The organism is Ruegeria sp. H3, from assembly GCF_056533095.1.
The window spans coordinates 27,232-53,459 of sequence record NZ_JBQFOD010000008.1; the positions used below are offsets into that span (position 1 = coordinate 27,232).

At 57.6% G+C, this 26,228-nt stretch carries 28 protein-coding genes; 19 read left to right on the plus strand and 9 right to left on the minus strand.

Going from position 1 to position 26,228, the window contains the following annotated elements; translation table 11 throughout:
- Positions 1-74 precede the first annotated feature (74 nt).
- Both ACR0JE_RS10880 and ACR0JE_RS10885 read left to right on the plus strand, forming a co-directional pair.
- On the plus strand, positions 75-701 hold the full coding sequence (locus ACR0JE_RS10880) for a LysE family translocator (RefSeq protein ID WP_480864178.1): 627 nt from the start codon (positions 75-77) through the stop codon (positions 699-701).
- A 52-nt stretch (positions 702-753) separates the two neighbouring features.
- Positions 754-1,101 carry a hypothetical protein gene (locus ACR0JE_RS10885; RefSeq protein WP_353008923.1) on the plus strand — a complete coding sequence of 116 codons (348 nt, stop codon included), beginning with the start codon at positions 754-756 and terminating at the stop codon, positions 1,099-1,101.
- Here ACR0JE_RS10885 and ACR0JE_RS10890 read toward each other — a convergent pair.
- Positions 1,098-2,156 carry a transporter substrate-binding domain-containing protein gene (locus ACR0JE_RS10890; protein WP_480864179.1) on the minus strand — a complete coding sequence of 353 codons (1,059 nt, stop codon included), beginning with the start codon at positions 2,154-2,156 and terminating at the stop codon, positions 1,098-1,100. The two genes, ACR0JE_RS10885 and ACR0JE_RS10890, sit on opposite strands and share 4 nt — an antisense overlap.
- 209 nt (positions 2,157-2,365) lie before the next feature.
- Here ACR0JE_RS10890 and dapE point away from each other — a divergent pair, with 209 nt between their 5' ends.
- From dapE to rnr, 3 genes are read left to right on the plus strand one after another with little or no spacing between them, the layout of a single operon-like run.
- The gene (gene dapE, locus ACR0JE_RS10895) at positions 2,366-3,505 is read left to right on the plus strand and encodes a succinyl-diaminopimelate desuccinylase (RefSeq protein WP_480864180.1); all 1,140 of its coding nucleotides are present in this window, start codon (positions 2,366-2,368) and stop codon (positions 3,503-3,505) included.
- Positions 3,506-3,508: 3 nt separating this feature from the next.
- Complete coding sequence (locus ACR0JE_RS10900) at positions 3,509-4,084, plus strand: TIGR04282 family arsenosugar biosynthesis glycosyltransferase (RefSeq protein WP_480864181.1); 576 nt, start codon at positions 3,509-3,511, stop codon at positions 4,082-4,084.
- A 57-nt stretch (positions 4,085-4,141) separates the two neighbouring features.
- Positions 4,142-6,400: a ribonuclease R gene (rnr, locus tag ACR0JE_RS10905; RefSeq protein WP_480864182.1), complete on the plus strand. Its 2,259-nt coding sequence runs from the start codon at positions 4,142-4,144 to the stop codon at positions 6,398-6,400.
- Here rnr and ACR0JE_RS10910 read toward each other — a convergent pair.
- Together ACR0JE_RS10910 and ACR0JE_RS10915 are read right to left on the minus strand one after the other, a co-directional pair.
- Entirely contained in the window at positions 6,391-6,777 is a 387-nt protein-coding gene (locus ACR0JE_RS10910) for a DUF1801 domain-containing protein (protein WP_480864183.1), read from the minus strand. The two genes, rnr and ACR0JE_RS10910, sit on opposite strands and share 10 nt — an antisense overlap.
- Positions 6,774-7,472: a glutathione S-transferase family protein gene (locus ACR0JE_RS10915; protein ID WP_480826345.1), complete on the minus strand. Its 699-nt coding sequence runs from the start codon at positions 7,470-7,472 to the stop codon at positions 6,774-6,776. The genes ACR0JE_RS10910 and ACR0JE_RS10915 overlap by 4 nt, the downstream gene beginning before the upstream one ends.
- Positions 7,473-7,555: 83 nt before the next feature.
- Here ACR0JE_RS10915 and ACR0JE_RS10920 point away from each other — a divergent pair, with 83 nt between their 5' ends.
- From ACR0JE_RS10920 to ACR0JE_RS10930, 3 genes are all read left to right on the plus strand, one after another.
- Positions 7,556-8,269 (plus strand): helix-turn-helix transcriptional regulator, encoded by a 714-nt coding sequence (locus ACR0JE_RS10920; RefSeq protein WP_480543202.1) that lies wholly within the window; start codon positions 7,556-7,558, stop codon positions 8,267-8,269.
- Between the two features lie 90 nt (positions 8,270-8,359).
- The gene (locus tag ACR0JE_RS10925) at positions 8,360-9,652 is read left to right on the plus strand and encodes a lytic murein transglycosylase (protein WP_480864184.1); all 1,293 of its coding nucleotides are present in this window, start codon (positions 8,360-8,362) and stop codon (positions 9,650-9,652) included.
- 39 nt (positions 9,653-9,691) lie between these two features.
- Positions 9,692-10,123: a 1-deoxy-D-xylulose-5-phosphate synthase gene (locus ACR0JE_RS10930; protein WP_480864185.1), complete on the plus strand. Its 432-nt coding sequence runs from the start codon at positions 9,692-9,694 to the stop codon at positions 10,121-10,123.
- A 106-nt stretch (positions 10,124-10,229) separates the two neighbouring features.
- Here ACR0JE_RS10930 and ACR0JE_RS10935 read toward each other — a convergent pair whose 3' ends face one another.
- The gene (locus ACR0JE_RS10935; protein ID WP_480864186.1) at positions 10,230-11,627 is read right to left on the minus strand and encodes an aspartate aminotransferase family protein; all 1,398 of its coding nucleotides are present in this window, start codon (positions 11,625-11,627) and stop codon (positions 10,230-10,232) included.
- 71 nt (positions 11,628-11,698) lie between these two features.
- Positions 11,699-12,346 (minus strand): GntR family transcriptional regulator, encoded by a 648-nt coding sequence (locus ACR0JE_RS10940; RefSeq protein ID WP_480864187.1) that lies wholly within the window; start codon positions 12,344-12,346, stop codon positions 11,699-11,701.
- A gap of 176 nt (positions 12,347-12,522) precedes the next feature.
- Between ACR0JE_RS10940 and ACR0JE_RS10945 the strand changes: the two genes are divergently transcribed.
- The 5 genes from ACR0JE_RS10945 to ACR0JE_RS10965 all read left to right on the plus strand — a co-directional run bounded on the left by ACR0JE_RS10945 (position 12,523) and on the right by ACR0JE_RS10965 (position 17,805).
- Positions 12,523-13,608 (plus strand): polyamine ABC transporter substrate-binding protein, encoded by a 1,086-nt coding sequence (locus ACR0JE_RS10945; RefSeq protein ID WP_480543178.1) that lies wholly within the window; start codon positions 12,523-12,525, stop codon positions 13,606-13,608.
- Between the two features lie 66 nt (positions 13,609-13,674).
- Positions 13,675-14,802, plus strand: coding sequence for an ABC transporter ATP-binding protein (locus ACR0JE_RS10950; protein WP_480543176.1), 1,128 nt, complete (start codon positions 13,675-13,677; stop codon positions 14,800-14,802).
- Complete coding sequence (locus ACR0JE_RS10955) at positions 14,802-15,692, plus strand: ABC transporter permease subunit (protein WP_480864188.1); 891 nt, start codon at positions 14,802-14,804, stop codon at positions 15,690-15,692. Before ACR0JE_RS10950 ends, ACR0JE_RS10955 begins: the two co-directional genes overlap by 1 nt.
- Positions 15,689-16,507 (plus strand): ABC transporter permease, encoded by an 819-nt coding sequence (locus ACR0JE_RS10960; RefSeq protein ID WP_480550639.1) that lies wholly within the window; start codon positions 15,689-15,691, stop codon positions 16,505-16,507. Before ACR0JE_RS10955 ends, ACR0JE_RS10960 begins: the two co-directional genes overlap by 4 nt.
- A complete protein-coding gene (locus tag ACR0JE_RS10965) occupies positions 16,504-17,805 on the plus strand; it encodes an NAD(P)/FAD-dependent oxidoreductase (protein ID WP_480864189.1) in 1,302 nt (433 codons plus the stop codon). The genes ACR0JE_RS10960 and ACR0JE_RS10965 overlap by 4 nt, the downstream gene beginning before the upstream one ends.
- A 7-nt stretch (positions 17,806-17,812) precedes the next feature.
- Here ACR0JE_RS10965 and ACR0JE_RS10970 read toward each other — a convergent pair whose 3' ends face one another.
- Genes ACR0JE_RS10970 through ACR0JE_RS10980 form a run of 3 tightly spaced genes read right to left on the minus strand, consistent with a single transcriptional unit; the run spans position 17,813 to position 20,635 of the window.
- A complete protein-coding gene (locus tag ACR0JE_RS10970; RefSeq protein WP_480864190.1) occupies positions 17,813-18,679 on the minus strand; it encodes a phosphotransferase in 867 nt (288 codons plus the stop codon).
- 58 nt (positions 18,680-18,737) lie between these two features.
- Positions 18,738-19,400 carry a flagellar hook capping FlgD N-terminal domain-containing protein gene (locus ACR0JE_RS10975; protein ID WP_480543168.1) on the minus strand — a complete coding sequence of 221 codons (663 nt, stop codon included), beginning with the start codon at positions 19,398-19,400 and terminating at the stop codon, positions 18,738-18,740.
- 2 nt (positions 19,401-19,402) lie between these two features.
- Positions 19,403-20,635, minus strand: a complete 1,233-nt coding sequence (locus tag ACR0JE_RS10980) for a flagellar hook-length control protein FliK (protein ID WP_480864191.1) — start codon at positions 20,633-20,635, stop codon at positions 19,403-19,405.
- Positions 20,636-20,748: 113 nt separating this feature from the next.
- Between ACR0JE_RS10980 and ACR0JE_RS10985 the strand changes: the two genes are divergently transcribed.
- The 6 genes from ACR0JE_RS10985 (at position 20,749) to ACR0JE_RS11010 (ending at position 24,471) form a co-directional block, all read left to right on the plus strand.
- Entirely contained in the window at positions 20,749-21,018 is a 270-nt protein-coding gene (locus ACR0JE_RS10985; protein WP_170533505.1) for a rod-binding protein, read from the plus strand.
- Complete coding sequence (locus ACR0JE_RS10990) at positions 21,008-21,367, plus strand: flagellar biosynthesis protein FlgN (protein WP_353008959.1); 360 nt, start codon at positions 21,008-21,010, stop codon at positions 21,365-21,367. The genes ACR0JE_RS10985 and ACR0JE_RS10990 overlap by 11 nt, the downstream gene beginning before the upstream one ends.
- Before the next feature lie 209 nt (positions 21,368-21,576).
- Entirely contained in the window at positions 21,577-22,827 is a 1,251-nt protein-coding gene (locus ACR0JE_RS10995; RefSeq protein WP_170533499.1) for a flagellin N-terminal helical domain-containing protein, read from the plus strand.
- 77 nt (positions 22,828-22,904) lie between these two features.
- The gene (flaF, locus tag ACR0JE_RS11000; protein ID WP_480543164.1) at positions 22,905-23,279 is read left to right on the plus strand and encodes a flagellar biosynthesis regulator FlaF; all 375 of its coding nucleotides are present in this window, start codon (positions 22,905-22,907) and stop codon (positions 23,277-23,279) included.
- Positions 23,279-23,680 carry a flagellar biosynthesis repressor FlbT gene (gene flbT, locus ACR0JE_RS11005; protein ID WP_353008964.1) on the plus strand — a complete coding sequence of 134 codons (402 nt, stop codon included), beginning with the start codon at positions 23,279-23,281 and terminating at the stop codon, positions 23,678-23,680. Before flaF ends, flbT begins: the two co-directional genes overlap by 1 nt.
- Positions 23,677-24,471: a DUF1217 domain-containing protein gene (locus ACR0JE_RS11010; protein ID WP_480543162.1), complete on the plus strand. Its 795-nt coding sequence runs from the start codon at positions 23,677-23,679 to the stop codon at positions 24,469-24,471. Before flbT ends, ACR0JE_RS11010 begins: the two co-directional genes overlap by 4 nt.
- Positions 24,472-24,584: 113 nt before the next feature.
- Here the strand turns inward: ACR0JE_RS11010 and ACR0JE_RS11015 are convergent, their stop codons facing one another.
- Positions 24,585-26,156, minus strand: coding sequence for a DUF427 domain-containing protein (locus tag ACR0JE_RS11015; RefSeq protein WP_480543160.1), 1,572 nt, complete (start codon positions 26,154-26,156; stop codon positions 24,585-24,587).
- Positions 26,157-26,228 lie beyond the last annotated feature (72 nt).

Consider the following 26,228-nt stretch of genomic DNA (forward strand, 5'->3'; position numbering starts at 1 on the left):
TAGGCTCCGCGGCCTTTTTTGTAAGAACATCATGCTGCTATACCGGGCGCTGCTGCACAAGAAGAGGAAGACCCATGATCCCAATCGATATAGCCATCTTGTTCATGGGGGCTGCGATTGCGTTGGCCGCTGTTCCGGGGCCGGACAATATCTTTGTGATGACGCAATCGGCACTCTATGGCCGGATGTCAGGGTTGGTTGTGACGCTGGGACTGGCCTCTGGGCTTATCGTGCACACCACCGCGGCGGCTTTGGGCGTGGCCGTCATTTTCCAAACTTCACAAACTGCCTTTGCGGCGCTGAAATACGCAGGTGCGGCTTATCTGGTCTATTTGGCGTGGAAGGCGTTTACTGCAGCAGGGACTGCGCTTGACGGCGGTGATGCGCCGGAGATCCCGACGCGCAAGCTCTATCTGCGTGGGTTGATCATGAACATCGCCAATCCGAAGGTGACGATTTTCATGCTGGCCTTCCTACCGCAATTTGTTGATCCGCTGAACGGATCGCTGATCGGGCAGTTCTATCAACTGGGCGCACTGATGTTCATGGCGACGGTTGTGGTGTTTGGGGCCGTGGCCCTGGCTGCCGGTACGTTGGGTAGCTGGCTGAGGGGTTCGCCTTCGGTTCAGCTGTGGATGAACCGCGTTTCGGGCGTGATCTTTGTTGCGCTGGCCCTCAAACTGGCCACGGCCGAGCGCTAGGGGCCGGACCCTAAGCTTGACCAATTCAGGCCGCAGGGCTAAGGCCCGTGCCATGGAAAAGCAGAAAAAACCCTCGCGCCAGCAAGTCTATACCCTTCTTGTTCAGATCGGACGGAAGGATGGGGATGGTTTGCCTGACGGGGCAACAGGTGCGGCGTTGATCTGTTATGCCAGTGGCGTGGATGAGGCCGAGGCCGTGCGCGAGACCGTGGCGATCCTAAAGCAGGCAGATACCGCGCCTTTGGATGTCACCGGTTACGGCACGTTGGCTGAGCGTGAGGCGCAAGGCCATGACATCGATGCGGATGAACGTACCCTGATGCAGCGAGCGCTGGACGAAAACGCGGTAATCGTGGCGCAGATGACTCCGTTTTTTGAAGACGAAACCTCAGCCTCTTAGTTCTGCGATCCGAACCATTTGCGGTGTAACTCGTCATAGGTCCCGTCCTCACGCAGGGACAGCAGCGCCTGATTGACCTCTTCCACCAGTGGCGAGCCGGTCGGGAAGGCAATGCCATAGTTTTCTCGCAGGAAGATGCTACCCGTCATCGTTGCAATCCTGCGTCCCTCATGCGCCGCGAAGTAGGACAGGATAGGCGCGTCGAACACGACAGCGTCCAGATCTTCGGCTTTAAATGCCTCAAGCATCTGATCGAGCCCCGGATAGCCCGCATATTCGATTTCGCGCCGGTCCAGGAAGCTGGCCGCAGTTGAACCTGTAATGGTGCCGACATTCTTGCCATAGAGATCATTCACCGAGTTTACATTGCCGGTGATCGCATCCACCGTCATGACACTGGTGATGCGGGCGGTGAAGACCGATACAATGAACAGCGAGGATACCACGAGCACCACGCCCAGAATGCGGCCAAATGGCGTGCGGGGCATCCGTTCTTCAAAACCGCCATTTACGACCAGATTCAGCGCCCACCAGAAGGATGGGAACCATGCCTCGTTGAGCTTGCGGTCGAAATAGGGCTGCGCACGTCGTTCGAACCCCCACATCAGCATGCCGCCGCCCAAAAGGATGGCGAAGGCCAAGCCAATGGCTAGAAACAATTCGGTGGACAGCAGCGCCTGCAACAGCGACGGTCTGCGCACCGCATCCGATGGCACCATGATCTGCAAGCCCGCCTCAAAAATCGGCTGGCTAAAATCCATCTGTGTTTCGCGCGATGCCGTGATCGAGATATTGGCGATGGCTAAATCGGCCGATCCGTCCTCGACCGCGCCCAGCATCTCGGCAAATGACTCCACGCGCTGGACAGAGTATTCCCATCCCAAAGCCTCAGAAAGAGCCCCCAGCAGGTCCATCGAGAATCCGGTTTCGGCACCGTCCTCAACATAGGAAAACGGCGGGCGTGTCACTGTCGTGACATTTAGCGTTTGTGCCAGGCTTTGCTGTGCGAGAACGGCGAAAGTCAGGCTGATCAATGCGTAGAATGCGCGCTTCATGGTCAAGTCACCCGTTTCGCGGCCCTGTAACGCGAATGTATATGCGTGGGCAAGGTGGCCGCCGGGTAAATCGACATGTTTTGTCGCGCTCTCAGGCTGATACTTTGCCTGCTCAGTGCAATAAATTTTGTGGATTGGCCTTGGCAATCCGGTCAATTCGTTGAATCTGTGCACGAACCTGAGCGCAAGACCAACAGCGAGGCCCACATATGACCGATGCAGTTCAACTGACGGCAGACCTGATCCGTTGCCCATCGGTCACACCTGATGAGGGCGGTGCGCTTGTCCTGCTGCAGGAAATCCTAACGGACGCAGGGTTCGAATGTGCTCGGGTGGATCGCGGTGGCATCAGTAACCTGTTCGCCCGTTGGGGGGCCAAGGGGCACGCGCGGACATTTGGGTTCAACGGCCATACGGATGTGGTGCCTGTGGGGGATCAGGCGGCCTGGACCAAACCGCCCTTCGAGGCCGAGGTTCACGACGGTTTGATGTATGGGCGCGGCGCGACGGATATGAAATCGGGCGTTGCCGCCTTTGCAGCTGCGGCGATTGATTTCGTGTGCGACACCCCACCCGACGGGGCGATTATCCTGACCATTACGGGCGACGAAGAAGCTGACGCGTTGGATGGCACAACCGCCCTGCTTGATCATATGGATCAGCTTGGCGAAAAGATGAGCGTGTGCCTGGTCGGTGAACCCACTTGCCCGAACCGGATGGGCGAGATGATGAAAATCGGCCGACGCGGGTCGATGACGGCGTGGTTCACGGTGACGGGCGTGCAGGGCCATTCCGCCTATCCGCATCGGGCCAAGAACCCTGTGCCCGCGATGGCCCGGCTGATGGACCGGCTGGCCAGTCATGAACTGGACCAGGGCACCGATCACTTCGATGCGTCCACACTGGCCGTCGTCACCATCGACACTGGTAATCCCGCGACAAATGTCATCCCCGCGCAATGCAGTGGCACCGTCAATATCCGCTTCAACGACACGCATACCGGTGCGAGCTTGAGTGACTGGCTTAAGGCTGAAGCCGCTCGCGTAGCCGATGAGTTTGGTGTTCAGGTTGATGCAAAGATCAAGATCTCGGGCGAAAGTTTCCTGACCCCGCCGGGCGCACTGTCCGATTTGGTGGCGCAGGCGGTTGAGGCCGAGACGGGCGTGCAACCCGAATTGTCAACAACTGGCGGCACGTCGGACGCGCGGTTTGTTAAAAACCACTGCCCGGTGGTCGAGTTCGGGCTTGTCGGACGCACGATGCATCAGGTCGATGAATGCGTCGAGGTGGCCCAGATCGAGCAGTTGAAGGCGATTTATACGCGTATTCTGACTGACTATTTTGCCTGAGCGATGCAGCGCACTCTGGTCATCATGGTCAAAGAGCCTCGTCCGGGCCGCGTCAAAACCCGACTGGGGCGCGATATCGGTATGGTAGGTGCTGCATGGTGGTTCCGGCACCAGACCCGGTCGCTGATCCGGCGGCTGCGCGATCCGCGTTGGCAGATTGTGTTGGCGGTTTCCCCTGACGCAGAAGGGCTGACCAGTCGGATCTGGCCCGCCGATCTGCCACGCGCAGTGCAGGGGCGGGGTGATCTGGGCGATCGAATGGGGCGGATGCTGCGCGGGATGCCCAAAGGGCCTGTCTGCCTGATTGGGGCGGATATTCCTGGCATCACGCGCCATCATATCGCGGACGCGTTCAAGGCATTGGGTCGTTCGCAGATGGTGTTCGGCCCGGCCCCGGATGGCGGCTATTGGCTGGTCGGTGCGCAACGCTATGGCGCGTTGCCCTTGGGCTTGTTTCGGGATGTGCGATGGTCGACAGAACATGCGCTGGCCGATACGCTGGCGTCTGTTCCCGGCAGTCGTGTCGCCCTGTTGAACGAACTGCGTGATGTGGATACCGTCGCTGATTTGCGCGGCTGAGCCGAATGGACACTTTTTGGTCATGACGCGGTTGCATGCGCGTGCTAGGCCAAAGACATGAGTCGCATTCCCAGCAAGCAGGAGGTCCTCGACTGGATCTCAGCGAACCCCACCCTGACCTCGAAACGTGATATCGCCAAGGCCTTCGGCATCAAGGGCGCGGATCGGATCGATCTGAAGCGCATCCTTAAGGAGCTTGAGGCCGAGGGACATTTGGAAAAGCGCAAGCGCAGCTACCGGGACCCGGATCGACTGCCTCCGGTCAGCGTTTTGCAAGTGAAGGCCCCGAATGAGGATGGCGATCTGTTCGCGCGGCCCTTGGAATGGCATGGCGAGGGGGTCGAGCCCATCGTTCTGCTGATCACCCGCGCCAGCGATCCGGCGCTGGGGGAAGGCGACCGCATTCTGGCGCGCCTGACCGTGGTGCAGGAAGAAGACCACAATTACGAAGCCCGCCTGATCCGCCGTATCGGAACCAACCCGCGCAAGATCGTAGGTATCTATCGCAAAGGGGCCGAGGGCGGGCGGATCGTGCCCATCGACAAAGCCAGTTCGACGGAATGGTTGGTGCCCGAAGGCGCGGTGCATGGGGCCAAGGATGGCGAACTGGTCGAGGCCGAACAGGCCGGACCCAAGACCCGTATGGGGCTGCCCCGTGCGCGTATCGTTGAACGTCTGGGCGATCCGACCGCCCCCAAGGCTGTCTCGCTGATTGCCATTCACCAGCACGGTATCCCGGATGATTTCCCCGATAAGGTTATTGATGAGGCGGATAAGGCCAAACCCGTTGGTCTGAAGGGCCGCGAAGACTTACGGGACATGCCGCTTCTGACCATCGACCCCTCGGATGCGCGCGACCATGATGACGCCTGCTATGCCCATGCCGATGACGATCCCAACAACCCCGGCGGTCATGTGATCTGGGTCGCCATAGCTGATGTTGCCGCCTATGTTCAGCAGGGTACCGCGCTGGACCGCGAGGCGCGCAAGCGGGGCAATTCCAGCTATTTCCCCGACCGAGTGGTGCCGATGCTGCCGGATCGCCTGTCCGGTGATCTGTGTTCCCTGCACGAAGGTGTCCCGCGTGCTTGTATCGCCGTGCGGATGCAGATCGACGCCGAAGGCAACAAGATCGGGCATCGCTTCGTGCGCGGTCTGATGCGCTCGGCAGCGTCGCTGCATTATGCCGAGGTGCAGGAGGCCATCGACGGCACCCCCAACGACCGCACCGGACCGCTGCTAGAGACGGTACTGAAACCGCTTTACGCCGCCTATGCGGCGCTGAAAACCGCGCGGGCCGCGCGCCAGCCGCTGGAGCTGGACCTGCCGGAGCGTAAGATCGTCCTGTCCGACACGGGTGAGGTGACCAGCGTGGCGTTCCGCGACCGCTTGGATGCACATAAGCTGATCGAAGAGTTCATGATCCTTGCCAATGTCGCGGCGGCTGAAACACTGATTGCGAAACGTCGGCCCTTGCTATTCCGCGTCCACGAGGAACCCGCACCTGAAAAGCTGGAGAGCTTGCGTGAAACGGCGCAAGCCGCTGGCTTGAACCTGGCCAAGGGTCAGGTTTTGCAAACCCGTCATCTGAATGCCCTGCTGAATGCGGCTGCGGGTACCGAAGATGCGGAATTGATCAACCTGACCACCCTGCGGTCGATGGCGCAGGCCTATTACAACCCCGAGAATTTCGGACATTTTGGTCTGGCGCTGCGAAACTACGCGCATTTCACCTCGCCCATTCGTCGCTATGCTGACCTGATTGTTCACCGCGCGCTGATCACGGGCCACGGTTGGGGTGATGACGGTCTGACCGAGGAGGAAATCGCCCGACTTGATGAAACCGCAACGCATATTTCGGACACTGAGCGTCGCTCGATGATGGCTGAACGCGACACGACCGACCGCTATCTGGCGGCCTATCTCAGCGAACGCGTGGGCAATGAGTTCACGGGCCGGATCAGCGGCATCGCCCGGTTCGGAGCCTTTGTCAAAATGGACGAAACCGGGGCCGATGGTCTGGTGCCCGTGCGGTCCCTGGGGCGTGAGTTCTTTCATTTCGACCGCGAGGCCGGAACCCTGATGGGGTCGGATACCGGGTTGATCATCGCCATCGGCCAGCGCGTCACCGTGCGCCTGACCGAGGCAACCCCGGTGACAGGTGGGCTGGAGCTGGAACTGCTGTCCATCGACGATCAGGCCTTACCGCGCGGGCGCGGCCCCACCAAACGGGGCGTGCGGCGCAAGGCGGTCAGCACTAAGCGCAAGAAGGATAAAATCAAGCGCAAGGTCGAACGTAAGCGTCGTCAGAGATGATAGGTTAACGCCCGCGCGATCAACCAGCCATGGCGGGTGGCGTCGATCTGATCCACATCGTCGAACAGCACCGCCCTGTTGCCTTCAATCCGATCCTCATCGGGAAAGGCGGTCGTGAAGTCCCCCATCAAACGGCTTTGGCAGTGTACGAACAGGGCAAATGGCGCGGACTTATGTCCACCCAACCGAATGGTTGAGCCTTTGGGGGCCAGATATGCGGGCTGACCCCAGCGCAGCGCCTCTTGCAGCGGTTGGGCACTGGGCAGTGCGCTGGCGGTCTCAAGGATCAGATCACGCAAGGCAAGTGCTCCGGCACGCGTGTCCGGGGGCAACGCCGCAAAGGCGGCCGCTACGGCGGGATCTTCAATCTGAGTCATGACAGGGGTACTGTCTGTTCCATCCGGTCTACGTAACTGTTGAGCAGGTTATCCTGTTTGATGCGGCGGGTCAGCGGTGTTTCGACGGGTGTCGCACGCATCGCGGCCAGCATGGGGCCAACGCTCATATCCGCAGCGGTCGGGCGTTCGCCCAGCAGAAACGGTGATTGCCACAGATAGGCCGAGATCGCCTCAAGGTCGCGCTCGACCCGGTCCAGACGTTCATTCTGGGAAAAGCGGCCGATGCCCTGAGCTTTGATGCCCTTCAGAACTGATTTGCGGATTGCATTAGAGGCCGGTTTGCGGATTAGGGCTGGAATGCTGTTAAAGAACATCTCGCGCAGGATGGGCCAGACCTCATCATTGCCCCAGCGATCCAGAACGATGTGGAAATAGAGATGCTCCTCGGCCATACGGATTAAGGCGCGGGATTGCGCCTTTTCAACATCCGACAAGCCCGCGTCGAAGTCGGCCCCTTGCTGTTCCAGCCAATCGCGGATCAGATCGCTGTCCGGGACCAAACGCTCGGGCGTACGTAGCACAGGCAGCTTCTGGTGCGGCATCTTGCGAGGGTCCAAAATGTCGGATCGCTGCCAGGTCTGGCCGGATTTTTGCAGCATCAGCGCGGTTTTCACGCAGAACGGGCTGGCGCTGAACAAGCCAAAAGCAGATGGGTAAGTGAGAAGAGTCAGCATCAGGGGCTCCATCATTGGGGATGGCCGGACCTTAAACACGTCTGATGACATTTTCTGACATTAGGGGTAAGCTAATATCCGATATGTCCCGCACCGCCCGCCTGTTCCAATTGATGCAAGCCTTACGCTCTGGCCCGTCACCGAAAACTTCGGTTCAACTGGCTGACGACCTCGGCGTGTCTCCCCGTACGATCCACCGCGATATCGATGCGCTGCGCGGCCTTGGCGCGGTTATTGATGGTGAGGCCGGGTTCGGGTTCACGTTGATCGAAGACGCAACCCTGCCGCCGCTGGGATTTACCGATGATGAGCTTGAGGCGCTGGTTCTGGGACTGCGCGAAGTGCAGGTGATCGGCGATCCTGCACTGGCTGACGCTGCCAGCGCGGCACTGCGCAAACTTCAAGGACGGCTGCCGCCGCGCCAATCCCACCGACTGAGTCACGCGGTGCTGGCTGCAACGCGATTCAACCGCCCCCCTGCGCCGACCATCGAAGTTGCCGATCTGCGGCAGGCCACATGGGATGAACGCACAGTCGAATTCGCATATACCGACGCCAAGGGAGATGAGACCCGCAGGCGGGTGGACCCCTTGAGCATCGTCTACATGGACCGCTCGAATGTCTTGCTCAGTTGGTGCCATCTCAGGCAGGATTTCCGCGTCTTCCGGTTGGATCGCATGCGGGAAATGTCGGTGACAGATCAAAGCTTTCGTCCAAATCGTATACCAATGCTGCGCGATGTTATTGCCCAGATTCGTGCAAAGCGTGCCGCACATGAGCAGGATGAAAACACCTAAGACCTTTGAGAATTGCCGATTTTGCACTATCCTTGGGGTTGAGCAGTACTCAGGAAAAAAATCGGAATGCATAAATGCATAGGTGGCGTCATGACCGCCGCATTATGGGCATCCATCGTGCAGGCGTCAGCGGCAGAACACGCCCCCAGGCCCGAGCTTCGGCCTGTGGGTGGCGAAATTCAATTGGCATCGGCGGATGTTACAACATCCCTGCGACCGGTGCCTCGGCCCACGGTTGAGGTCGTGCGAGCGTCCTCGGCAGGAAACGCCCGGTTTCAGGCCTGGCTTGGGGCGTTTGAAGACCGGGCGCGGGATCAGGGTATCTCGCAATCTACGCTGGGCCACGCCTTGGCGGACCTGTCCTATGATCTGGACGTTATCAAGCGGGATCGCAATCAGGCTGAATTCTCAAAGCCGATTTGGGAATATCTGGATGGCGCCGTCTCGGATACACGCATCGCAAATGGTCGTGCGGCGCTGGATCGGCACCAAAAGGTCCTAAAGCGGATCGAGGCTCAATACGGCATCGAGAAAGAGGTCGTAACCGCGATCTGGGGGTTAGAGACATCGTTCGGAACCTATCGGGGCAGTAACCCGACGATCCGGTCTTTGGCGACACTGGCCTTTGATGCGCGGCGCGCATCCTTCTTTGAAACCCAGCTGATTGCGGCTTTACAGATCATTCAGGCAGGCGATGTCAGTGCGGGCCGGATGATCGGCAGTTGGGCTGGGGCGATGGGGCATACGCAGTTCATGCCGACCTCGTACCTAGATCATGCGGTTGATTTCGACGGCGATGGGCGGCGCGATATCTGGTCGGACGACCCAACCGACGCGCTGGCCTCGGCGGCGGCCTATCTGGCCCGGCACGGCTGGACCAAGGGGCAGCCTTGGGGTGTCGAAGTGCGCCTGCCCGAGGGGTTCGACTATGCCACGGCCAAACGGGATTACACCTTGATGCCGTCGGAGTGGGCGACACTAGGTGTGGTTGGACGCGATGGTAAACCTGTTGCCGATCACGGGCAGGCCGCGATCCTTCTACCCGCTGGCGGGCAGGGCGTAGCGCTGATGATCTTCGATAATTTCAGTGTGATTGAGAGTTATAACGGGGCAGATGCCTATGTCATCGGCATTGGTCACCTGTCCGACCGCCTGGCAGGCCGCGCACCGTTTCAGGCCCCTTGGCCACGCGGCGACCGGGTGCTGAGCTTTACCGAGAAGAAGGAACTACAAACCCGACTGACCAAAGCTGGATTTGATACGCAAGGCATCGATGGGCGGACAGGACCAAAAACCATAAACGCTGTGAGGGCGTATCAACTGGCGCAGGGACTGTTGCCGGACGGGTACCCAACGTTGAACCTGTTGGAGCGGTTGCGGTGATTGGGTAGATGAACGATTTTAGTTGCTGCGGGGTCTGCAATGCGGACTTTGTTGTCGTTCGAACTTCTTGCTATCTGCGCAACTGCACGAACTGTGAAATGGAACTTCTTAATGCGACATGCCGATCATTGGAAAGAAAAGCTCGATCAGGATGCGGCGCTTCCGAGCGAGTTTCGGCTAACCAGGTCACGAATTATGTACATCGAGTCCAAGTCCGAAGGACTTGAGGGAGATGCTGTTATCGGCCGTGTGTATCTCTCAAAAACTGGCAAAACCCTTTATTACAAGGGGCTTCGCTTCCAAAGCCTCAAGGGTGCCGGTTTCAAGGCAAACTACTTCGAAACTGAGAGCGGTGATTTCTATTGGATATCTGGGCCTCGTAAAGATCAGAACGATAGGCTTTATGGTGGCAACGAAGGCGTCTTGGTCGATGACGATGTACGAGACGAGTACGAGGCGCTTATCCGTTAGGATAGCGATGTAGGTTTGGGTTCGTAGCTTACCCTGTCATGGGGCCAAATCCCCAAGAAAAAGGCGGCTGTCAAAGCCGCCTTTACTACAACCCAAGAAAAGCCGACTAAGACGCCGCCTTCATCAGCCCTTGCGCATGAATCTCAGCCTGTGCCTCATCCAGCGATTTGTGGATGCGTATGAACATCTCGTCGATATCCGCCGGAGTCAGGATCAGCGGTGGGGAGATGATCATCCGGTCGCCAACATGGCGCATGATCAGGTTGTTGGCAAAGCAACGGTCGCGGCAGATATACCCCACGGTTCCGGGGGCCGAGGCGAATTTGGCGCGGCTTGCCTTGTCGGGCGTAAGTGCGATCGAGGCCATCATGCCGACGATCTTAGCCTCACCCACCAGCGGATGATCGGCCAGAGCCTCCCATTTTTTCTTCAGATAAGGCGCGGCGACGTCGCGGACGTGCTCGACGATCTTTTCCTCTTCGAGGATGCGTAGGTTCTCCAGCGCCACCGCTGCAGCCACCGGATGCCCGGAATATGTGTAACCGTGGTTGAACTCGGTTCCGCCGATCACCTCGGCGATCTCGTCATTGACGATTGACCCGCCGATGGGTGCGTAGCCCGAGCTGAGGCCCTTGGCGATGGTCATGATATGGGGCTTGATCCCGACGGTTTGCGACCCGAACCAGTTGCCGGTACGACCAAATCCACAGATCACTTCATCGGCGATCAACAGGATATCGTATTTGTCACAAATACGCTGAACTTCGGGCCAATAGGTATCCGGCGCGACAATGACCCCGCCAGCGCCCTGAACGGGTTCAGCAATAAAGGCGGCGACGCGGTTTTCACCCAGCTCCAGAATGGCCTCTTCCAACTCACGTGCACGGGCCAGGCCAAAGTCTTCGGGCGTCATGTCGCCCCCTTCGGCCCACCAATTCGGCTGGTTGATGTGGTGGATATTCGGGATCGGAATGCCACCCTGTGCGTGCATTCCGGCCATACCGCCCAGCGAAGCAGAGCCCACCGATGAACCATGGTAAGCGTTGTGGCGGCTGATAAAGATGTTCTTGTCGGGCTGGCCTTTTTCGGCCCAATAGGTGCGCACCAGACGAATGTTGGTGTCATTTGCCTCAGAACCACCGGCCGCAAAGAAGACGTGGTTCAAATCACCCGGTGCCAGTTCGGCAATCTTGGCCGCCAAGGCAATGGCGGGCACGTGGGTTGTTTTAAAAAACGTGTTGTAATAGGGAAGCTCGCGCATCTGACGCGCGGCGACGTCGGCCAGTTCGTCGCGCCCATAGCCGATGTTCACGCACCACAGACCGGCCATCGCGTCGAGGATTTCTTCTCCCTCACTATCAGTCAGGTAGACCCCTTTGGCGCGGGTGATGACACGCGCACCCTCCTGCCCCAATGCACCATTGGCTGAGAATGGGTGAAGGTGATGGGCCGCATCCAGGGCCTGCAACTCAGCGGTGGGCATGTGGTTGGTAATGGTGGACATCCTGAAACCTCCTCAAGCAGTTGCACGCCACAATATGATCAAATTTTTTGCTGTCAATCGAATCACGTGATTCAGGCTGAAGCCAGAGCGCCGATCATTAGCTCCATCCCTTGCTCAACATCCTGTGCAGTGGCCAGAGCGGCTTTGTTGGCATCTCCTTCGCGAAGCGCTGCGATGATGTCTTTGTGCCGGTCAGGCATGCTTTGCGTACCGAATCGCCCGCTGACAACCCGCAGCGATGGGCCGAATCTGAGCCATAGCCGCTCGGCCAGGTCACGCAGAATCGGGGCTTGGGCATGGGCGTAAAGCGCTTTGTGAAAAGCATGGTTCAAGCGAAGATAGCCGTTGATGTCGCCGTCTTCGATCATACTGTCGAGACGCTGGTCAATTCGCTCCAGCTCATCAATATCAGCGGGGCTTAGATTGGGAGTCGCACGTCTTGAAAGTTCTGATTCTATTGAACTTCTGGCGAATTTCATCTGGTCAATATCCGAATCAGAAATCAGTGGAACACTGACACGTCGATTCCCCTGAAACACCAATGCCCCATCAGATATCAGCCTGCGAATCGCTTCGCGCACTGGTGTCATTCCAACACCCAATGCATCGGCCAAACCCTGAATTGTGACCGGTTGCCCCGGAACCAAATCGCCAAACAGGATTTGCGATTTGAGTGTGTGGTAGACCTGTTCATGCACGGGGCTTTTGGTGTCGCTCATCTGTACTGTATTTGCCTTATTTTTGATCAAATCCAATGGGCTGGTTCCAGTTTCGCTACCTGCGGCTTGCGGGGTCAGACCCTTCGTGGAACCATAGTCGGTACCATCGAAAAACGCAAAACTTGATCAAATCTGAAAAACCGGGAAAATACCCGGACATTTGCAGGGAGAAAAAAATGACAATCAAAACGCTGACGCTGACAGCGGTCATCGCATTGGGGACTTCGGCAGCCTTTGCCGAAGAGGTGCGTGTTTACAACTGGTCCGACTATATTGACGAGGACCTGCTGGCGAAGTTCGAAGAAGAGACCGGCCTGACGCTGATCTATGACGTCTTCGATAGTAACGAGGTTCTGGAAACCAAGATGCTGGCCGGTGGTTCAGGCTATGACGTGGTGGTGCCGTCGGGCACGTTCTTGCAGCGTCAGATTCAGGCTGGAGCATTTCAGGAACTGGATGCTGCCAAACTGGCCAATTCCGGCAACCTTTGGGACGTGATCCAGGATCGCACTGCAGGCTATGATCCGAACAACGCCTATTCCATCAACTACATGTGGGGGACGACCGGCATCGGTGTGAATGTTGGCAAGGTCAAAGAAGCTTTGGGCGACGACGTGGCCCTGAACAGCATGGACCTGGTTCTGAAACCCGAAAATATGGAGAAGCTGGCCTCTTGCGGTGTGCATTTCCTGGATGCGCCTGCCGAGATGATACCGATGACCCTGCAGTATCTGGGTGAGGACCCTGACAGCCATGATCCGGATGTCATCGCCAAGACAGAAGAAGTACTGACGGCGGTGCGCCCATACATTCAGAAATTCCACAGCTCGGAATACATCAATGCGCTGGCCAATGGCGATATCTGTGTGGCCGTCGGCTGGTCGGGTGACATCCTTCAAGCGCGGGACCGTGCGGCCGAGGCCGACAATGGTGTCGAGATTGAATACCATCCCTTCGCTGAAGGGTCGCTGATGTGGTTCGACCAGATGGCCATTCCTGCCGATGCGCCCAATCCTGAAGGCGCACACAAGTTCCTGGACTTCATCTTGGACGCCAACAACATGGCTGCTGCGTCGAACTATGTGTACTACGCAAACGGCAACAAGGCTTCACAGGAGTTTCTGGAGGAAGACGTGATCGGCGATCCGGCGATCTATCCGGATGATGCGACGATGCAGAACCTCTATATCACGACGCCCTATCCGTCGAAAACACAGCGGGTCGTGACCCGTTTGTGGACCAAGATCAAGTCAGGCACCTGATCTTGCAGCGCGGGGCGAAACAACGCCCCGCGTTTTTCTTTACCGTACAGAAATACGGGGGCCGGTTTGAACGCTGATGTCTTTGCGCCTTGGGATGATCCACAGGCGAAACCACTGATCCAGTTCCAGAATGTCACCAAACGGTTCGGGGGCTTCACCGCCATCGACAACCTGTCGCTGGACATTTTCGAACGTGAATTCTTTGCCCTGCTCGGTCCCTCGGGCTGCGGCAAGACCACGATGATGCGGATGCTGGCCGGATTTGAGACCCCGACTGAGGGGCATATCATGCTGGGCGGGCAGGACATTGATCCGATCCCGCCGAATAAGCGGGCGGTGAACATGATGTTCCAATCATACGCGCTGTTCCCGCATCTCAGCATTTGGGACAACATCGCCTTTGGTTTGCGCCGGGACAACATGCCCAAGCATGATCTTGAGGATCGGGTCGAGGAGATGCTGCGCCTGACACGGCTGGAACAATTCGCCCGCCGCAAGCCGCACCAGATTTCGGGTGGGCAAAGGCAGCGGGTCGCGCTGGCACGGTCGCTGGCGAAGGCTCCGAAGCTGTTGCTGCTGGACGAGCCCCTTGGCGCGCTGGACAAGAAACTGCGACAGGACACGCAGTTCGAACTGATGGATATTCAAGAAAAAACCGGCACCACCTTTGTGATCGTCACCCACGATCAGGAAGAGGCGATGACCGTTGCCAGCCGTGTAGCTGTGATGGATCAGGGCAAACTGATGCAGGTTGCCACGCCGGATCGTATCTATGAAAATCCAAACTCGGTCTACGTGGCCGACTTCATCGGAGATGTGAACATCATCGAAGGTCGTGCAACATTGACAGGGGATGAGACTTATCAGATTGATTGGGCCGAAGGACAGGCACCCCTGACTGCGACATCGGGCACTGAGCTTTCGAATGGTCAATCCTGCCATCTGGCCATCCGGCCCGAGAAGGTAACAATCTCCACCGATCGCCCGGCTGAGGCGATCAACGCTGTGCAGGGCAAAGTGCTGGACATTGCCTATCTTGGTAACCTCTCGACCTATCACGTGGAACTGTCAAACGGCACGATCATCAAGGCGCAATCTGCCAACACGCGCCGTATCTCGCGCCGATCCTTTACTTGGGAAGACCCGGTCTGGCTGTCTTGGACAGCAACGGCTGCGGTTTTGCTGGCGAACTGATGCGTCGCGCCCTGCTGATCGCAGTTCCCTATGTCTGGCTGCTGGCGCTGTTCATGGTGCCGTTCTTCATTGTGTTGAAGATATCGCTGTCCGACACTGAACTTGCGATCCCGCCCTATACGCCGACGCTGGACCTGTCACAGGGGTGGGCTGGCATCCGAGATTTCTTCAGCCAGTTGGATTTCGAGAACTTTATCTGGCTGACCGAGGATGACCTGTATTGGAAAGCGTACCTGTCCAGCGTCAAAATCGCGCTGATTTCAACTATTCTCACGTTGCTGGTGGGCTATCCAATCGCCTATGGTATGGCCCGCGCGCCCGAAGAATGGCGGCCAACACTGATGATGCTGGTGATCCTGCCGTTCTGGACCTCGTTCCTGATCCGCGTTTATGCGTGGATGGGAATTCTGTCGAATGAGGGCTACCTGAACCAGCTTCTGCTCTGGACGGGTATTATTTCTACCCCGCTGACCATTCTGAACACCAATACAGCGGTCTATATTGGCATCGTCTACACCTATCTGCCTTTCATGATCCTGCCGATTTACTCGGCGCTGGAGCGAATGGACGAATCCCTGATTGAGGCTGCTGAAGATCTGGGATGTTCCCGTCTGCAAGCCTTCTGGCTGGTCACGATCCCCCTATCGCGCCCCGGTATCATCGCCGGTTGTTTCCTTGTGATGATTCCGGTGATTGGCGAGTTCGTGATCCCGTCACTCCTTGGTGGATCGGGTACGCTGATGATCGGCAAGGTTCTGTGGGAGGAGTTCTTCTCAAACCGTGACTGGCCCGTGGCCAGCGCTGTGGCCGTAGTCTTGCTGTTGATCCTTGTGATCCCGATTGTGCTGTTCCAGCGCAACCAGCAAAAACAGACGGAGGCCGAGCAATGAGCAAGCTAAGCTGGTTCAATGCCGTTTCGCTGACGATGGGGTTTGCGTTCCTGTATATCCCGATGATCATCCTGATCATCTTCAGCTTCAACGAAAGCAAGCTGGTCACCGTCTGGGCGGGTTTCTCGACCAAATGGTATGGCGAACTGGTCCAGAACGAGGCGTTTCTGGACGCTGCCTGGGTTACTGTCCGGGTTGCGGTGTTTTCGTCGACATTGGCGACAATACTTGGCACCGCTGCGGCCTACGTGCTGGTGCGTGGAGGCCGCTTCTTTGGGCGAACCCTGTTTTCGGGCATGATCTATGCACCGCTGGTGATGCCCGAGGTGATTACTGGCCTCTCACTGCTCTTGCTGTTCATCGGGATCGGTTTGGACCGGGGTATTCTGACCATCGTGCTGGCGCACACGACATTCTCAATGTGCTTTGTGTCGGTTGTCGTCTCGTCGCGCCTTGTGACATTTGATCAGTCTTTGGAAGAGGCCGCATTGGATTTGGGCTGTTCCCCTGCGCAGGCGTTTCGCCTTGTGACCTTGCCGATCATCGCGCCAGCCGTGATCTCGGGCTGGTTGCTGGCCTTTACCCTGTCGCTGGACGATCTGGTGATTGCGTCGTTCACATCTGGCCCATCGGCGACCACCTTGCCGATTAAGATATTCTCAGCTGTCCGGCTTGGGGTCAGCCCCGAAATCAATGCGCTTTCAACTATCATGATTGCGGTGGTCACGGTGGGGGTGATCACCGCATCGCTGGTCACCAAACGAGCGATGATGCGACAGCGGCAGGATGAAATGGCCGCTGCCCGCGCCGAATGAAACGCATCTATCCCGCCTACACCTACGGCCCCGGCCCGCGTGAGGGCTGTTGGTGGGATGAGACCTGCCCCAGCCCTGAGTGGCCGGAACTGAACGGTGATCAGAGAGTAGACGTCGCCATCATTGGCGGTGGTTTCACTGGAACATCTGCCGCGTTGCACCTTGCCAAAGCGGGAGCTTCGGTCGCCGTGCTTGAAGCGGAAATCCCAGGTTGGGGCGCATCGGGGCGCAATGGCGGTTTCTGTTGTCTGGGGGGATCAAAACTGAGCCACAGGGCCTTAGAGCGCCGCTTTGGGCAGGACAGTGCCGCCGCTTATGCACAAGCAGAATATGATGCCGTCGCGTTAGTGGCCGCCTTGCTTGAGGAATATCAGATCGCGGCTGATACGCATTCAGTTGGTGAGACCCAGCTGGCGCATTCGACACGCACGATGGCGAAACTGCGTCGTTCCGCAGACCAAAACGGCACCTTGCACGAGCAAGAGGATTTGCCGGGGTTGGGCCTGAATGGCCCGTTTTATGGCGGGTACACGACTCCGGTCGGGTTTGGATTGAACCCACGGAAATACCTATTTGGGCTTGCTCAATCTGCAACCGAATTGGGGGCAGTGTTTTATCAGACCAGCCCCGTGCGGAAGGTCGAAAAAACCTCATCGGGTTTTGAGCTTGAGCTGCCCAAAAGGTGCGTGCAGGCCGATCAGGTGCTGATCTGCACAAACGGGTATTCCAGCGAGGATGTTCCCGATTGGATGTCAGGCCGATATATGCCTGCGCAATCGACGGTTCTGGTCACACGGCCCCTCACCGAGGCCGAAAAGGCCGCGCAGGGCTGGACCTCGGACCAGATGTGTTACGATACGCGGCATCTTCTGCACTACTTCCGTCTCATGCCGGACGGGCGGTTTCTGTTCGGAATGAGAGGGGGGTTGCGATCTTCCAAGGCGTCCGAGAAGGCGATCAGGGACTTGGTGCAGCGGGATTTCAGACGGATGTTCCCGGCATGGTCCGAGGTTGAGATCACCCATATCTGGTCGGGTATGGTGTGCCTTTCCCGTTCGCTGTTGCCCTATGCAGGTACCATTCCGGGATATCCCGGAATGTTCGCGGGGTTTGCGTTTCATGGCAACGGTGTTGCGATGGGCAGCTATTGTGGCCGTGCGTTGGCGCGATTGGCTTTGGGGCAGGCGACGGGTCTGCCACAGCCGATAACGCATACTCCCGCTCGGTTCCCGTTAGGGCGCATGCGGCGCGCTCTATTGCCGCCCGCCTATGCGGCTATGGCGGTTGCTGATTGGTGATGTGCAGCTAACGCAACGCCTCAACTTCAAGCCGGAACCCACGTTCATAATCCGGGGCACCATTTTCCATTCGCCACAGGCAATAGGCGGCCATGCGCCAGGCGAACCAAGGTCGAAGCTGTTCGTATCGAGACAGGATGTCGGGGTCTCCGTAAGCGCTTAAAAAGCGGTTTTCCTGATCTCCGTCCAAAGGCCCACCCCGATAGAGCAGTTGCATCGCCGGGGACAGGAACATTGCCAGGTCTTCACATGGGTCGCCCAATGCCGGGCATTGCCAGTCAATCAGCGTCAGCCCGGATGCAGCGACCAGAATATTGCCGGGCACCGGGTCGCCGTGAATCAAGCATAGGTTTGCTGTTGGTGCGACTGCGTGATCTGGCCTCAGGCTCAGCAGTTTGTTTCGGGTTTCGGGGGCACAAAGTTCCAGGATGTCTTGACCATGTCGCGCAAGATCGGCACTCCCGTTACAGCCTGTTGGCGCTGCTACTCTGACCGCTGACTGATGCAATTGCCGGAGCAACAATGCAACGGGCGCGGGATCATCGTCCCAAGGGGTGCCGGGCGCATGATCGTACAGAACCCAATGATCTGCATGATAGCCACCGGCAGCGCATAGACGTGGCACAAACCCCGTAGGTTCCAATGCGGTAAGGCATCGTGCCTCTAGCGCGGCGTCGTTGCGAAACAGCGGGTTTTGCAACGACGTACGATAGAGTTTCAGAACGCGGTCGCTGTCTCCGCCCAGAACCTTCCAGACCTGATTGGTCCGCCCGCCGTAAAGGGTTTCGAAACGCGCATCGTTTTGCACCAGCTTTTGGTCGGAAAGCTGTTGAACAAGATCAGGCGGTGGTGAGGAAAAGTTTGGCAGGGTCAAAACCAGTTCTAGGGGCGAATCGCGATCCGCCTAGGTTTGGCCTGCGTGTCTGATCAGATCAAGCGCCTGATCGAACCCCGCTCACCTGATGTGTGGGAACAATCTGCCCGCCTTCGAGGGTCAGCAAGATCGAATCCGTGCCAATCTGCGCTTCAACAACCCGGCCGTATGAGGCGACAGGTGTTTCAGACAAGCGCTCTCCATCCTGATAGCTGCTGAGGGTTGCGGTATAGTTCCCCGGCGGCAGCGGGTTGCCATCAGAATCGGTGCCGGCCCAGGTAAATTCGGTTTGATCAAGCGGGACATCCGAGGTGGAAACCACTTCTCCATCCGCGTCCCGCACGGTCAGCGTAGCTTGATCCGCAGCTTCATGCGGAGCCGCAAACAGCGTCACCGGTTGGCTATCGAAGCTGAACCCGGATGTTGACCGGACATCCATGCCGACCCAATTCGCCAGTTCACCCAGGTTCAGGCTGCCCATGCTGGATGTGAGTGACGCCAGCAGATCATTGGTCTGAACTTGCTGTTCCACCATCGAAAATTGCGCAAGTTGCGAGGCGTATTCGGCCGAATCCATCGGGTCCAGCGGATCCTGATTCTGGGCTTGCGTCGTCATCATCAACAGAAAGGTCTCAAAATCCGAGGCGATGGCACTGGTCTTTGACCCCGAGGTTGCTTGCGACTGAACCGATGTCTGAGCAGCCTGTGTTGGATTGATCATGTTCAAAGCCTCATATCTATGCCCCGGCCCGGGGCGGTGTTCTTTGGAAACGGTGCAGCCTGCGCACCATGGTCCTGGGGCGTCAGGTCGAAGCTGTGAGCCTGTTGGTGATCGAGCGGATTTTGCTGCGAATCCGAGGAATTCCCGAGATCAAATGACAGGTCGCCATAACCCAATTTCTGAAACTCCTCGGATAGTACAGCGATATGGCGGCGCATCAGGTCCAGTGTCTCGGGCCGTTCAGCCGCAATTGTCAGGTGAAACCCGTCCTCGCGACCATTCAGAACAATGGAAACGCGCCCCAATTCTTCGGGGTTCAGGGCAATCTCGATTGCGCCCGAACCAGGCCGCGCCTGTATGGCTGCGGCCATTTGGCCCGCGATTGCCCGCGCAACCTCGGCCCGCGCCGCCTGTGCAGGCGCGCTGAGCGGTGCTGCCGAATCGCGGGCTGATTGCAACACGGGCTCCTCACCCAGGGCAGCAGTAGGTTCGCCGGTATCGACTTTTAGAGCCTGTTCTGCGTCTCGCTGCCGGGCAGTGGCGCTCAATTGCAATTGCGCGACGCTGATGCCGACTGCCCCGGGGGGCACAGTTTGTGCTGGCTTCTGCTGTTGCGTGGCGGTGGGATTCGTATCCGGGGCTTTGTCAGCAGGCACCGCATCGATCTGGACGGACCTGTCTTTTGCTTGCGTTGTAGCGGTGTGTACTGCGATCACACTGGTGTCGGGACGATTGGCCACATCCTTTTGAGCCACGAGGGTTTCCCCTTGTGGCTTTGGGTGAACTTGCTGCGCTGGGTCTGCAGGCCCGATCCTCGATTTGGGCATCACGCTATGTGCCGATTCTGGCGGAGTATCCACCCCGCCACGTCCCTGCAGCGGCTGCCAGATAGCCTCATTCCCCGGCTGTGTTTGTGTCGCGGCGATTGCGAGTTCCGTTTTCCCAACCTCAACAATGTTTTGAGTTTCGAGACGCGGGGTCGGGTCAGATGCGACAACATCCGGGTCCAAAGAATCACCTTTGACCGGGCGGATATCGGTTTCGGCCGCCACCGGAGCATCTTGATCCTCTGGCAGATCTTCGGACGAGATTTCCAGCTCAGGTGGCGCGTCCTGTTCATCAAGAATATCCTGAAACTGGCTCCCGGCTTTGTTATGGCGCGCTTTCTCTGCGCCCGCCTCGGGTTTGACGGTCGAGGTTGTGGCAGCTGTCATCAGTGTAAGCGGGTTGGGCATTTTGCTCCGGGCTCCGTCATGTCTGATCAGAAATCTGCCCGCAGGAAGTTACGTTTATTTTAACTGCTTTCACCTTTGATCGAGAAAGTTCGATGTAAATTTCGGAGAAAGCGATGAAGGTCACGGCGCTGCCCCAACCGGTTCAAACCAACGCAGATAAGCTGCAGGCCGCAGCGGTCGAGCTTGAGGCGACATTTCTGGCTGAGATGCTGAAATCCGCAGGGCTGGGTGAATCGCGCGATTCCTTCGGTGGGGGTGCAGGTGAGGATCAGTTTTCATCTTTCCTTGTCCAGCATCAGGCCCAGCAATTGGCCCAGTCGGGCGGTGTCGGTCTGTCCGAAATTCTGTTCAATTCAATGATGGAGAAATTCAATGACGGCTGAACCAAGCATGACGCTCATTAAATCTTTGGAAGAGATTCTGGATCTTGAACGCACTGCGCTGGTGGATGGCGATCTGGACCGCCTGACGCATATGGTGCCGGAAAAAGAGAAACTGATCGGCGCGATCAATGATCTGCAGGTACGCGACAGTGCCGATCTGATTCGGGTTCAGCAAAAGGTCGAACGTAACCAGGCCTTGTTAAACAGCGCGGCAGATGGCATCCGCGCCGTTGCCGCCCGCATGGCCGAACTGCGCCGCGTACGGCAGGAGTTCAGCACCTATGGGGCCGACGGGCAACGCAGCGGCTTTGCAGTTCGCAGCCACGCAAAGCTCGAAAAACGGGCTTAGTGCCGTGTTAATTCAAATCTGAAGTTTCGGGATCGGACATCTTAGCACTCCGTTAGGGGATCAGCGCCAAAAGTGTCCTTGCACCTGAAATCAGCAGGTGGCGCGAATGGCCACAGGGCGCATCGCACAGGTCAGAAAGACAGCCAAGCCTGCAGTTCTCTGCGGGGTGAACATGGGCGCAAATCGCCCGAAGTGAAAGGATGACAGCAATGTCCAGCATTCTGACAAACAATGGCGCAATGGTTGCGCTGCAGACCCTGAAGTCGGTCAACAAAAACCTGGCGATGACGCAGAACGCTATTTCAACAGGTAAGGACGTCGCAACTGCCAAGGATAACTCGGCGGTCTGGGCGATTTCGAAAGTGATGGAATCGGATGTCAAAGGCTTCAACGCGATTAAAGACAGCCTTGCTTTGGGTGAGTCGACTGTGGCGGTTGCGCGGAACGCATCTGAAACTGTGACCGATCTTCTGACCCAGATGAAAGGCAAGATCGTCGCCGCGCAGGAAGGTAACGTTGATCGGGCCAAGATCAATGATGACGTGACAGCGTTGCGGGATCAGATTGCATCGGTTGTTGGTGCTGCACAGTTCAATGGTTTGAACCTTGTGGATGGTTCTGCGGGTACGGTTTCGATCCTGTCTTCGCTGGACCGTGATGGCACTGGTGCAGTCAACTCGGCGTCTATCTCGGTCGCAAGCCAGGATCTGTCCATCGGTGGTTATACCGCCAAAGGCGTGCTTGCAGGTTCGGATGGTGCGACCACCGATAACGATGTGGCTGGGTTCACCATGGACCGCACAGCCGGCACCGGCGATATCTTGATCGACAGTTCCACTGACAACTTCGAAGTTGGCGACCGGGTCTCGATTCGGGTCGGCGATCAAGAAGTGTCTTACACCATCCAGGACAGCGATCTTGATCCTTCTGGAACATATGACGAGAACTATACCGACGCATTGGTGGCGGTTGGCCTGAAGAACGAGATTGATGCGCTTGGCATCACTGGATTGGCGGTTGACTACGACTCGTCGGGCGCTCCGAATACACTGTCCTTCGCAACAGGTACGGCGGCTGCCGGGGCTGACGCGGATCAGGATATTTCGGTATCTGCTCAGTTCTCAAATGCCGGTTCGGGTGGTCTGGGTGCGCTTAGCTCGATTGACGTATCCACCGATGCAGGTGCCGCTGCTGCACTTGGCACGATTGAATCGCTGATCGACACGTCGATTGACGCAGCAGCTGCTTTTGGTTCGGCCCAGGGTCGGATCGAGACCCAGCAGGATTTCGTGTCCAAACTGACGGATTCCTTCAAATCCGGCATCGGCGCGATGGTTGATGCGGATATGGAGGAAACCTCGGCCCGTCTGCAGGCGCTGCAGGTCCAGCAGCAGTTGGCGACCCAGTCGCTGTCGATTGCCAACCAGGCACCGCAGTCGATCCTGTCGCTGTTCCGCTAATCCCGGAGCTTGGCCGGGGCGCGGTTTTCGCGCCCCGGTTCTGACCGCCTGAAGACGGCCAATTGGAAGGATTTCAAGTGACCCCGCAAATGCTTGCTCACAACGCTTATGCGCAAACTGCCGCTCCTATTCGTACACCACGAGACACTGAATTCGAGGCGATCTCGAAAATCACACGCCGCCTGAAAGCGGCTGCAGCCAGCAAGACAACAGATTTCGCCGCGTTTGTGCAGGCCGTACATGAAAACCGTCGCTTGTGGACGGTTCTGGCGACGGGCGTTTCAGATTCCGACAACGCCTTGCCCAATGAATTGCGCGCGCGGATATTTTATCTGGCAGAATTCACGGAACACCATAGCAGTCAGGTCCTTGGCAACAACGCCACCGTGGAACCATTGTTGGAGATCAATACGGCGGTCTTGCGCGGCCTGCGACAGGGTGGGGCGGCATAATGGGGGGCCTTGTTCTGAAACTCGCCCCGAAAGAGAGGGTTCTGATCAACGGAGTTGTGATCGAAAATGGGGACCGTCGCAGCCGGTTCTCGATCATGACGCCTCAGGCCAATGTTCTGCGGCTGCGAGACGCGATACACCCCGATGAGGTTAACACCCCTGTCCGGCGCGTGTGTTATGCCGCACAACTTGTTCTGTCAGGTGATATGGACCCTGTTGAAGCGCGTCAGCAATTGCTGCGCCGGGTCGAGGAATTGAGCCAGGTTTTTACTGACTCCGACAGCCGCCGTGTGCTGGGCGAGGCCACGGATGCATTGGTAGGCGAGCAATACTACAAATGCCTCAAATCCCTTCGCTCACTCTTGCCGCGGGAAGAGCGTTTGATGGCCTATCAGCAATGACATTCCAACCCGTCATACCAACGGGTGGATTGGTCGGATGGCGTTTCCTCCAGCGAACTTATGAGTCGCAGTTTCAGGCTTTTTCGAGCTCGAACATCAACGAGCGCGAGAACCGCTACTTCCTGGAAAACATCGGCAAGATTGAAACGGCCGAGCAGCTGGTCTCAGACCGGCGTCTGCTGCAGGTCGCGCTGGGAGCCTTTGGTCTGGAAGGGGATCTCGACAATCGGTTTTTCATTCGTAAGATTCTGGAAGACGGGACCAGCGCAGATGACGCTCTGGCCAATCGGTTGGCCGACAAACGGTACCGGGAATTCTCGGACGCGTTTGGGTTCGGGCCAGGTCAAGTACGGCGAACCGGCTTTGCATCTTTGATGGAACAAGTTGCTCAGGACAACATGACGGCCAGGTTCGAGATTTCGGTTGGTGAATCGGATGAGACCATGCGGATCGCCCTCTATGCACAACATGCGCTGACCGAGTTGGCGCAAAAAAATGTCAGTACCGACACCAAATGGTTCGATCTGATGGGTTTGCCTCCGCTGCGCAGCATGATGGAAACGGCGCTGGGGTTGCCCTCATCTTTTGGGCAGTTGGATATCGATAAGCAGTTGGTCGAATTCAAGGACAGGCTGCTTCGGTTGACCGGGTCTGATGATCTGGCGCAATTCACCGAAGAAGACGCGGTTACGAGATTGACCGACACCTATCTGGCGCGCAGTCAGATCGCACAGTTGCAGAACACTACCTCGCCAGCACAGACCGCGCTTATCTTGCTTGGGGCGGGATAGGCAGAACCTGGTACTCAACCACCAGAGCTTTCAGGCGTTCCACTCGGAAGATTGGCCAATGCCATGGTAATAGGCGAACCGCTCTGGCGACGAAGAAACCGCTGCCGGGCTTGCTAAGAATTCAGTATCTCATCCGCGGATGTGCGCAGGGCGTAAGAGTTAACAGGCTTTGACACATTGTGCAGGGCAACTGCACCCAAGGGTTGCGCATGGGCACAGGCAGGGGCGATATCTTCGGACACAACAATGCGATGGCCGACCGTTTTGCCAAACTCACCTAGTCGTGCTGCCACATTTGCTGCGTGGCCGATGACTGTAAAATCCAGCCTCTCGCGCGATCCGACATTGCCATAAGTCACGCGCCCATAGGCGAGCCCGATTGAACAATCGCAGTGAATATCGGTGCCCGATTGCCGCAACTCGCCCAACCGTTCGACGATATCAATCGCCGTGCGCTGCGCGCTTTCACGCGCGAGGTCTGGGTTATCCAACGCCGGGAAAACTGCAAGCACAGCGTCGCCGATGAATTTCAGCACTTCGCCACCGTTTTCATGAACGATTTCCGAGACAGTTTCGAAAAACTCATTCAAGAGATTGATATAGGCTTCACGCCCCAGCTGTTCCTCCAGACTGGTGGAGTTGCGCAGGTCACAGAACATGATCGCGGCGTCGATCTCATCGCCGTCACCACGCCGGATTTCACCGCCCAGAACCCGCGCGCCTGACCGTTTGCCCACATAAGTTTCCAACAGCACCTGCGCATTTTCGCGCTGCATGAACACTTCGTAATAGCGCGCGATGACCGATGAGCATTCAAACACCAGCCCCAAGTTTTCGGTGGTAAAGCCGTTGGGGTGGTCGCAGGTGAGGGTCAGAACATTCGTGCGCCCATCTGAGAAAGGCAGGGGCATCGCTACGTAGTCTGTCGCACCTTTCTCACGCAAATCTTCCATGATGGGAAAGCTGTTATGCGGGTTTTCATCATTCAACCGCTGGCGCACGCCACCGAGCCCGTTGGAAACGTGGCGCAACGGGCTGTTGATAAAGGCAGGGTGGTCATAGATTTCATAAGTTGGTGCGCGGGTCAGGATCTCCTCCTGATCCTTTTCCCATATAAAATGCTTCCCCGCGATCAGCGGGTGCAGAGACCAGGCAAGGATGCTGAGGCGTTGGATCGCGATCCCGTGTTCCAGCATTTTCTCGGCCAGAGCTTTGGTAAAAGCCTCGGGCGTCGTCGCGGCCGAGGCACCGCGCATCAACCAGTCGATCAACGGGCCGCTGATGTTTCCGTCATCGGGATCGCGCAGCTGGTTCGGACCCAGGTCGATATCGGTGTAAGCGCCCGGCATAAATCCGATATGGCCCTGAATGGCGATGCTTTCTGGCAAAGCCTCTTCATAGGCCCAGACGGAATTGGCCAGATACTCGCCTTGCACGGTGATATCATGGTAAGTCGCGGTGCCCTTGAACGGACAGAAGGTCTGCAGCTCGGTCTCGGCGCCCAGATCGACGCATAGATCATCGCGGGGGATGTAGATGGTCGGCGGCAGTCGAGTTTCATACATCACCTTGGCGTTGTGGCTTTCGGCCAACAATGTATCGTTCCGATAAATGGCAATCTTGCCCTTTAGCGGTTCAACCGAGATTCCATAGCCCGTGGTTCTTGGTGTGGCGTGGACGTTCATGATCGACCTCCCTTGCCATGGGTCCACAAAGAATGGGGCCTTACGCCTTTCATTCCAAGAGGGATCATGCAG

What these genes read in the sequence shown, in the direction of transcription:
- ACR0JE_RS10880 (WP_480864178.1), top strand. Translation starts at nt 75, where the DNA reads ATGATCCCAATCGATATAGCCATCTTGTTCATGGGGGCTGCGATTGCG.
- ACR0JE_RS10885 (WP_353008923.1), top strand. Translation starts at nt 754, where the DNA reads ATGGAAAAGCAGAAAAAACCCTCGCGCCAGCAAGTCTATACCCTTCTT.
- ACR0JE_RS10890 (WP_480864179.1), bottom strand. Translation starts at nt 2,156, where the DNA reads ATGAAGCGCGCATTCTACGCATTGATCAGCCTGACTTTCGCCGTTCTC.
- dapE (WP_480864180.1), top strand. Translation starts at nt 2,366, where the DNA reads ATGACCGATGCAGTTCAACTGACGGCAGACCTGATCCGTTGCCCATCG.
- ACR0JE_RS10900 (WP_480864181.1), top strand. Translation starts at nt 3,509, where the DNA reads ATGCAGCGCACTCTGGTCATCATGGTCAAAGAGCCTCGTCCGGGCCGC.
- rnr (WP_480864182.1), top strand. Translation starts at nt 4,142, where the DNA reads ATGAGTCGCATTCCCAGCAAGCAGGAGGTCCTCGACTGGATCTCAGCG.
- ACR0JE_RS10910 (WP_480864183.1), bottom strand. Translation starts at nt 6,777, where the DNA reads ATGACTCAGATTGAAGATCCCGCCGTAGCGGCCGCCTTTGCGGCGTTG.
- ACR0JE_RS10915 (WP_480826345.1), bottom strand. Translation starts at nt 7,472, where the DNA reads ATGCTGACTCTTCTCACTTACCCATCTGCTTTTGGCTTGTTCAGCGCC.
- ACR0JE_RS10920 (WP_480543202.1), top strand. Translation starts at nt 7,556, where the DNA reads ATGTCCCGCACCGCCCGCCTGTTCCAATTGATGCAAGCCTTACGCTCT.
- ACR0JE_RS10925 (WP_480864184.1), top strand. Translation starts at nt 8,360, where the DNA reads ATGACCGCCGCATTATGGGCATCCATCGTGCAGGCGTCAGCGGCAGAA.
- ACR0JE_RS10930 (WP_480864185.1), top strand. Translation starts at nt 9,692, where the DNA reads ATGCGGACTTTGTTGTCGTTCGAACTTCTTGCTATCTGCGCAACTGCA.
- ACR0JE_RS10935 (WP_480864186.1), bottom strand. Translation starts at nt 11,627, where the DNA reads ATGTCCACCATTACCAACCACATGCCCACCGCTGAGTTGCAGGCCCTG.
- ACR0JE_RS10940 (WP_480864187.1), bottom strand. Translation starts at nt 12,346, where the DNA reads ATGAGCGACACCAAAAGCCCCGTGCATGAACAGGTCTACCACACACTC.
- ACR0JE_RS10945 (WP_480543178.1), top strand. Translation starts at nt 12,523, where the DNA reads ATGACAATCAAAACGCTGACGCTGACAGCGGTCATCGCATTGGGGACT.
- ACR0JE_RS10955 (WP_480864188.1), top strand. Translation starts at nt 14,802, where the DNA reads ATGCGTCGCGCCCTGCTGATCGCAGTTCCCTATGTCTGGCTGCTGGCG.
- ACR0JE_RS10960 (WP_480550639.1), top strand. Translation starts at nt 15,689, where the DNA reads ATGAGCAAGCTAAGCTGGTTCAATGCCGTTTCGCTGACGATGGGGTTT.
- ACR0JE_RS10965 (WP_480864189.1), top strand. Translation starts at nt 16,504, where the DNA reads ATGAAACGCATCTATCCCGCCTACACCTACGGCCCCGGCCCGCGTGAG.
- ACR0JE_RS10975 (WP_480543168.1), bottom strand. Translation starts at nt 19,400, where the DNA reads ATGATCAATCCAACACAGGCTGCTCAGACATCGGTTCAGTCGCAAGCA.
- ACR0JE_RS10980 (WP_480864191.1), bottom strand. Translation starts at nt 20,635, where the DNA reads ATGCCCAACCCGCTTACACTGATGACAGCTGCCACAACCTCGACCGTC.
- ACR0JE_RS10985 (WP_170533505.1), top strand. Translation starts at nt 20,749, where the DNA reads ATGAAGGTCACGGCGCTGCCCCAACCGGTTCAAACCAACGCAGATAAG.
- ACR0JE_RS10990 (WP_353008959.1), top strand. Translation starts at nt 21,008, where the DNA reads ATGACGGCTGAACCAAGCATGACGCTCATTAAATCTTTGGAAGAGATT.
- ACR0JE_RS10995 (WP_170533499.1), top strand. Translation starts at nt 21,577, where the DNA reads ATGTCCAGCATTCTGACAAACAATGGCGCAATGGTTGCGCTGCAGACC.
- flbT (WP_353008964.1), top strand. Translation starts at nt 23,279, where the DNA reads ATGGGGGGCCTTGTTCTGAAACTCGCCCCGAAAGAGAGGGTTCTGATC.
- ACR0JE_RS11010 (WP_480543162.1), top strand. Translation starts at nt 23,677, where the DNA reads ATGACATTCCAACCCGTCATACCAACGGGTGGATTGGTCGGATGGCGT.
- ACR0JE_RS11015 (WP_480543160.1), bottom strand. Translation starts at nt 26,156, where the DNA reads ATGAACGTCCACGCCACACCAAGAACCACGGGCTATGGAATCTCGGTT.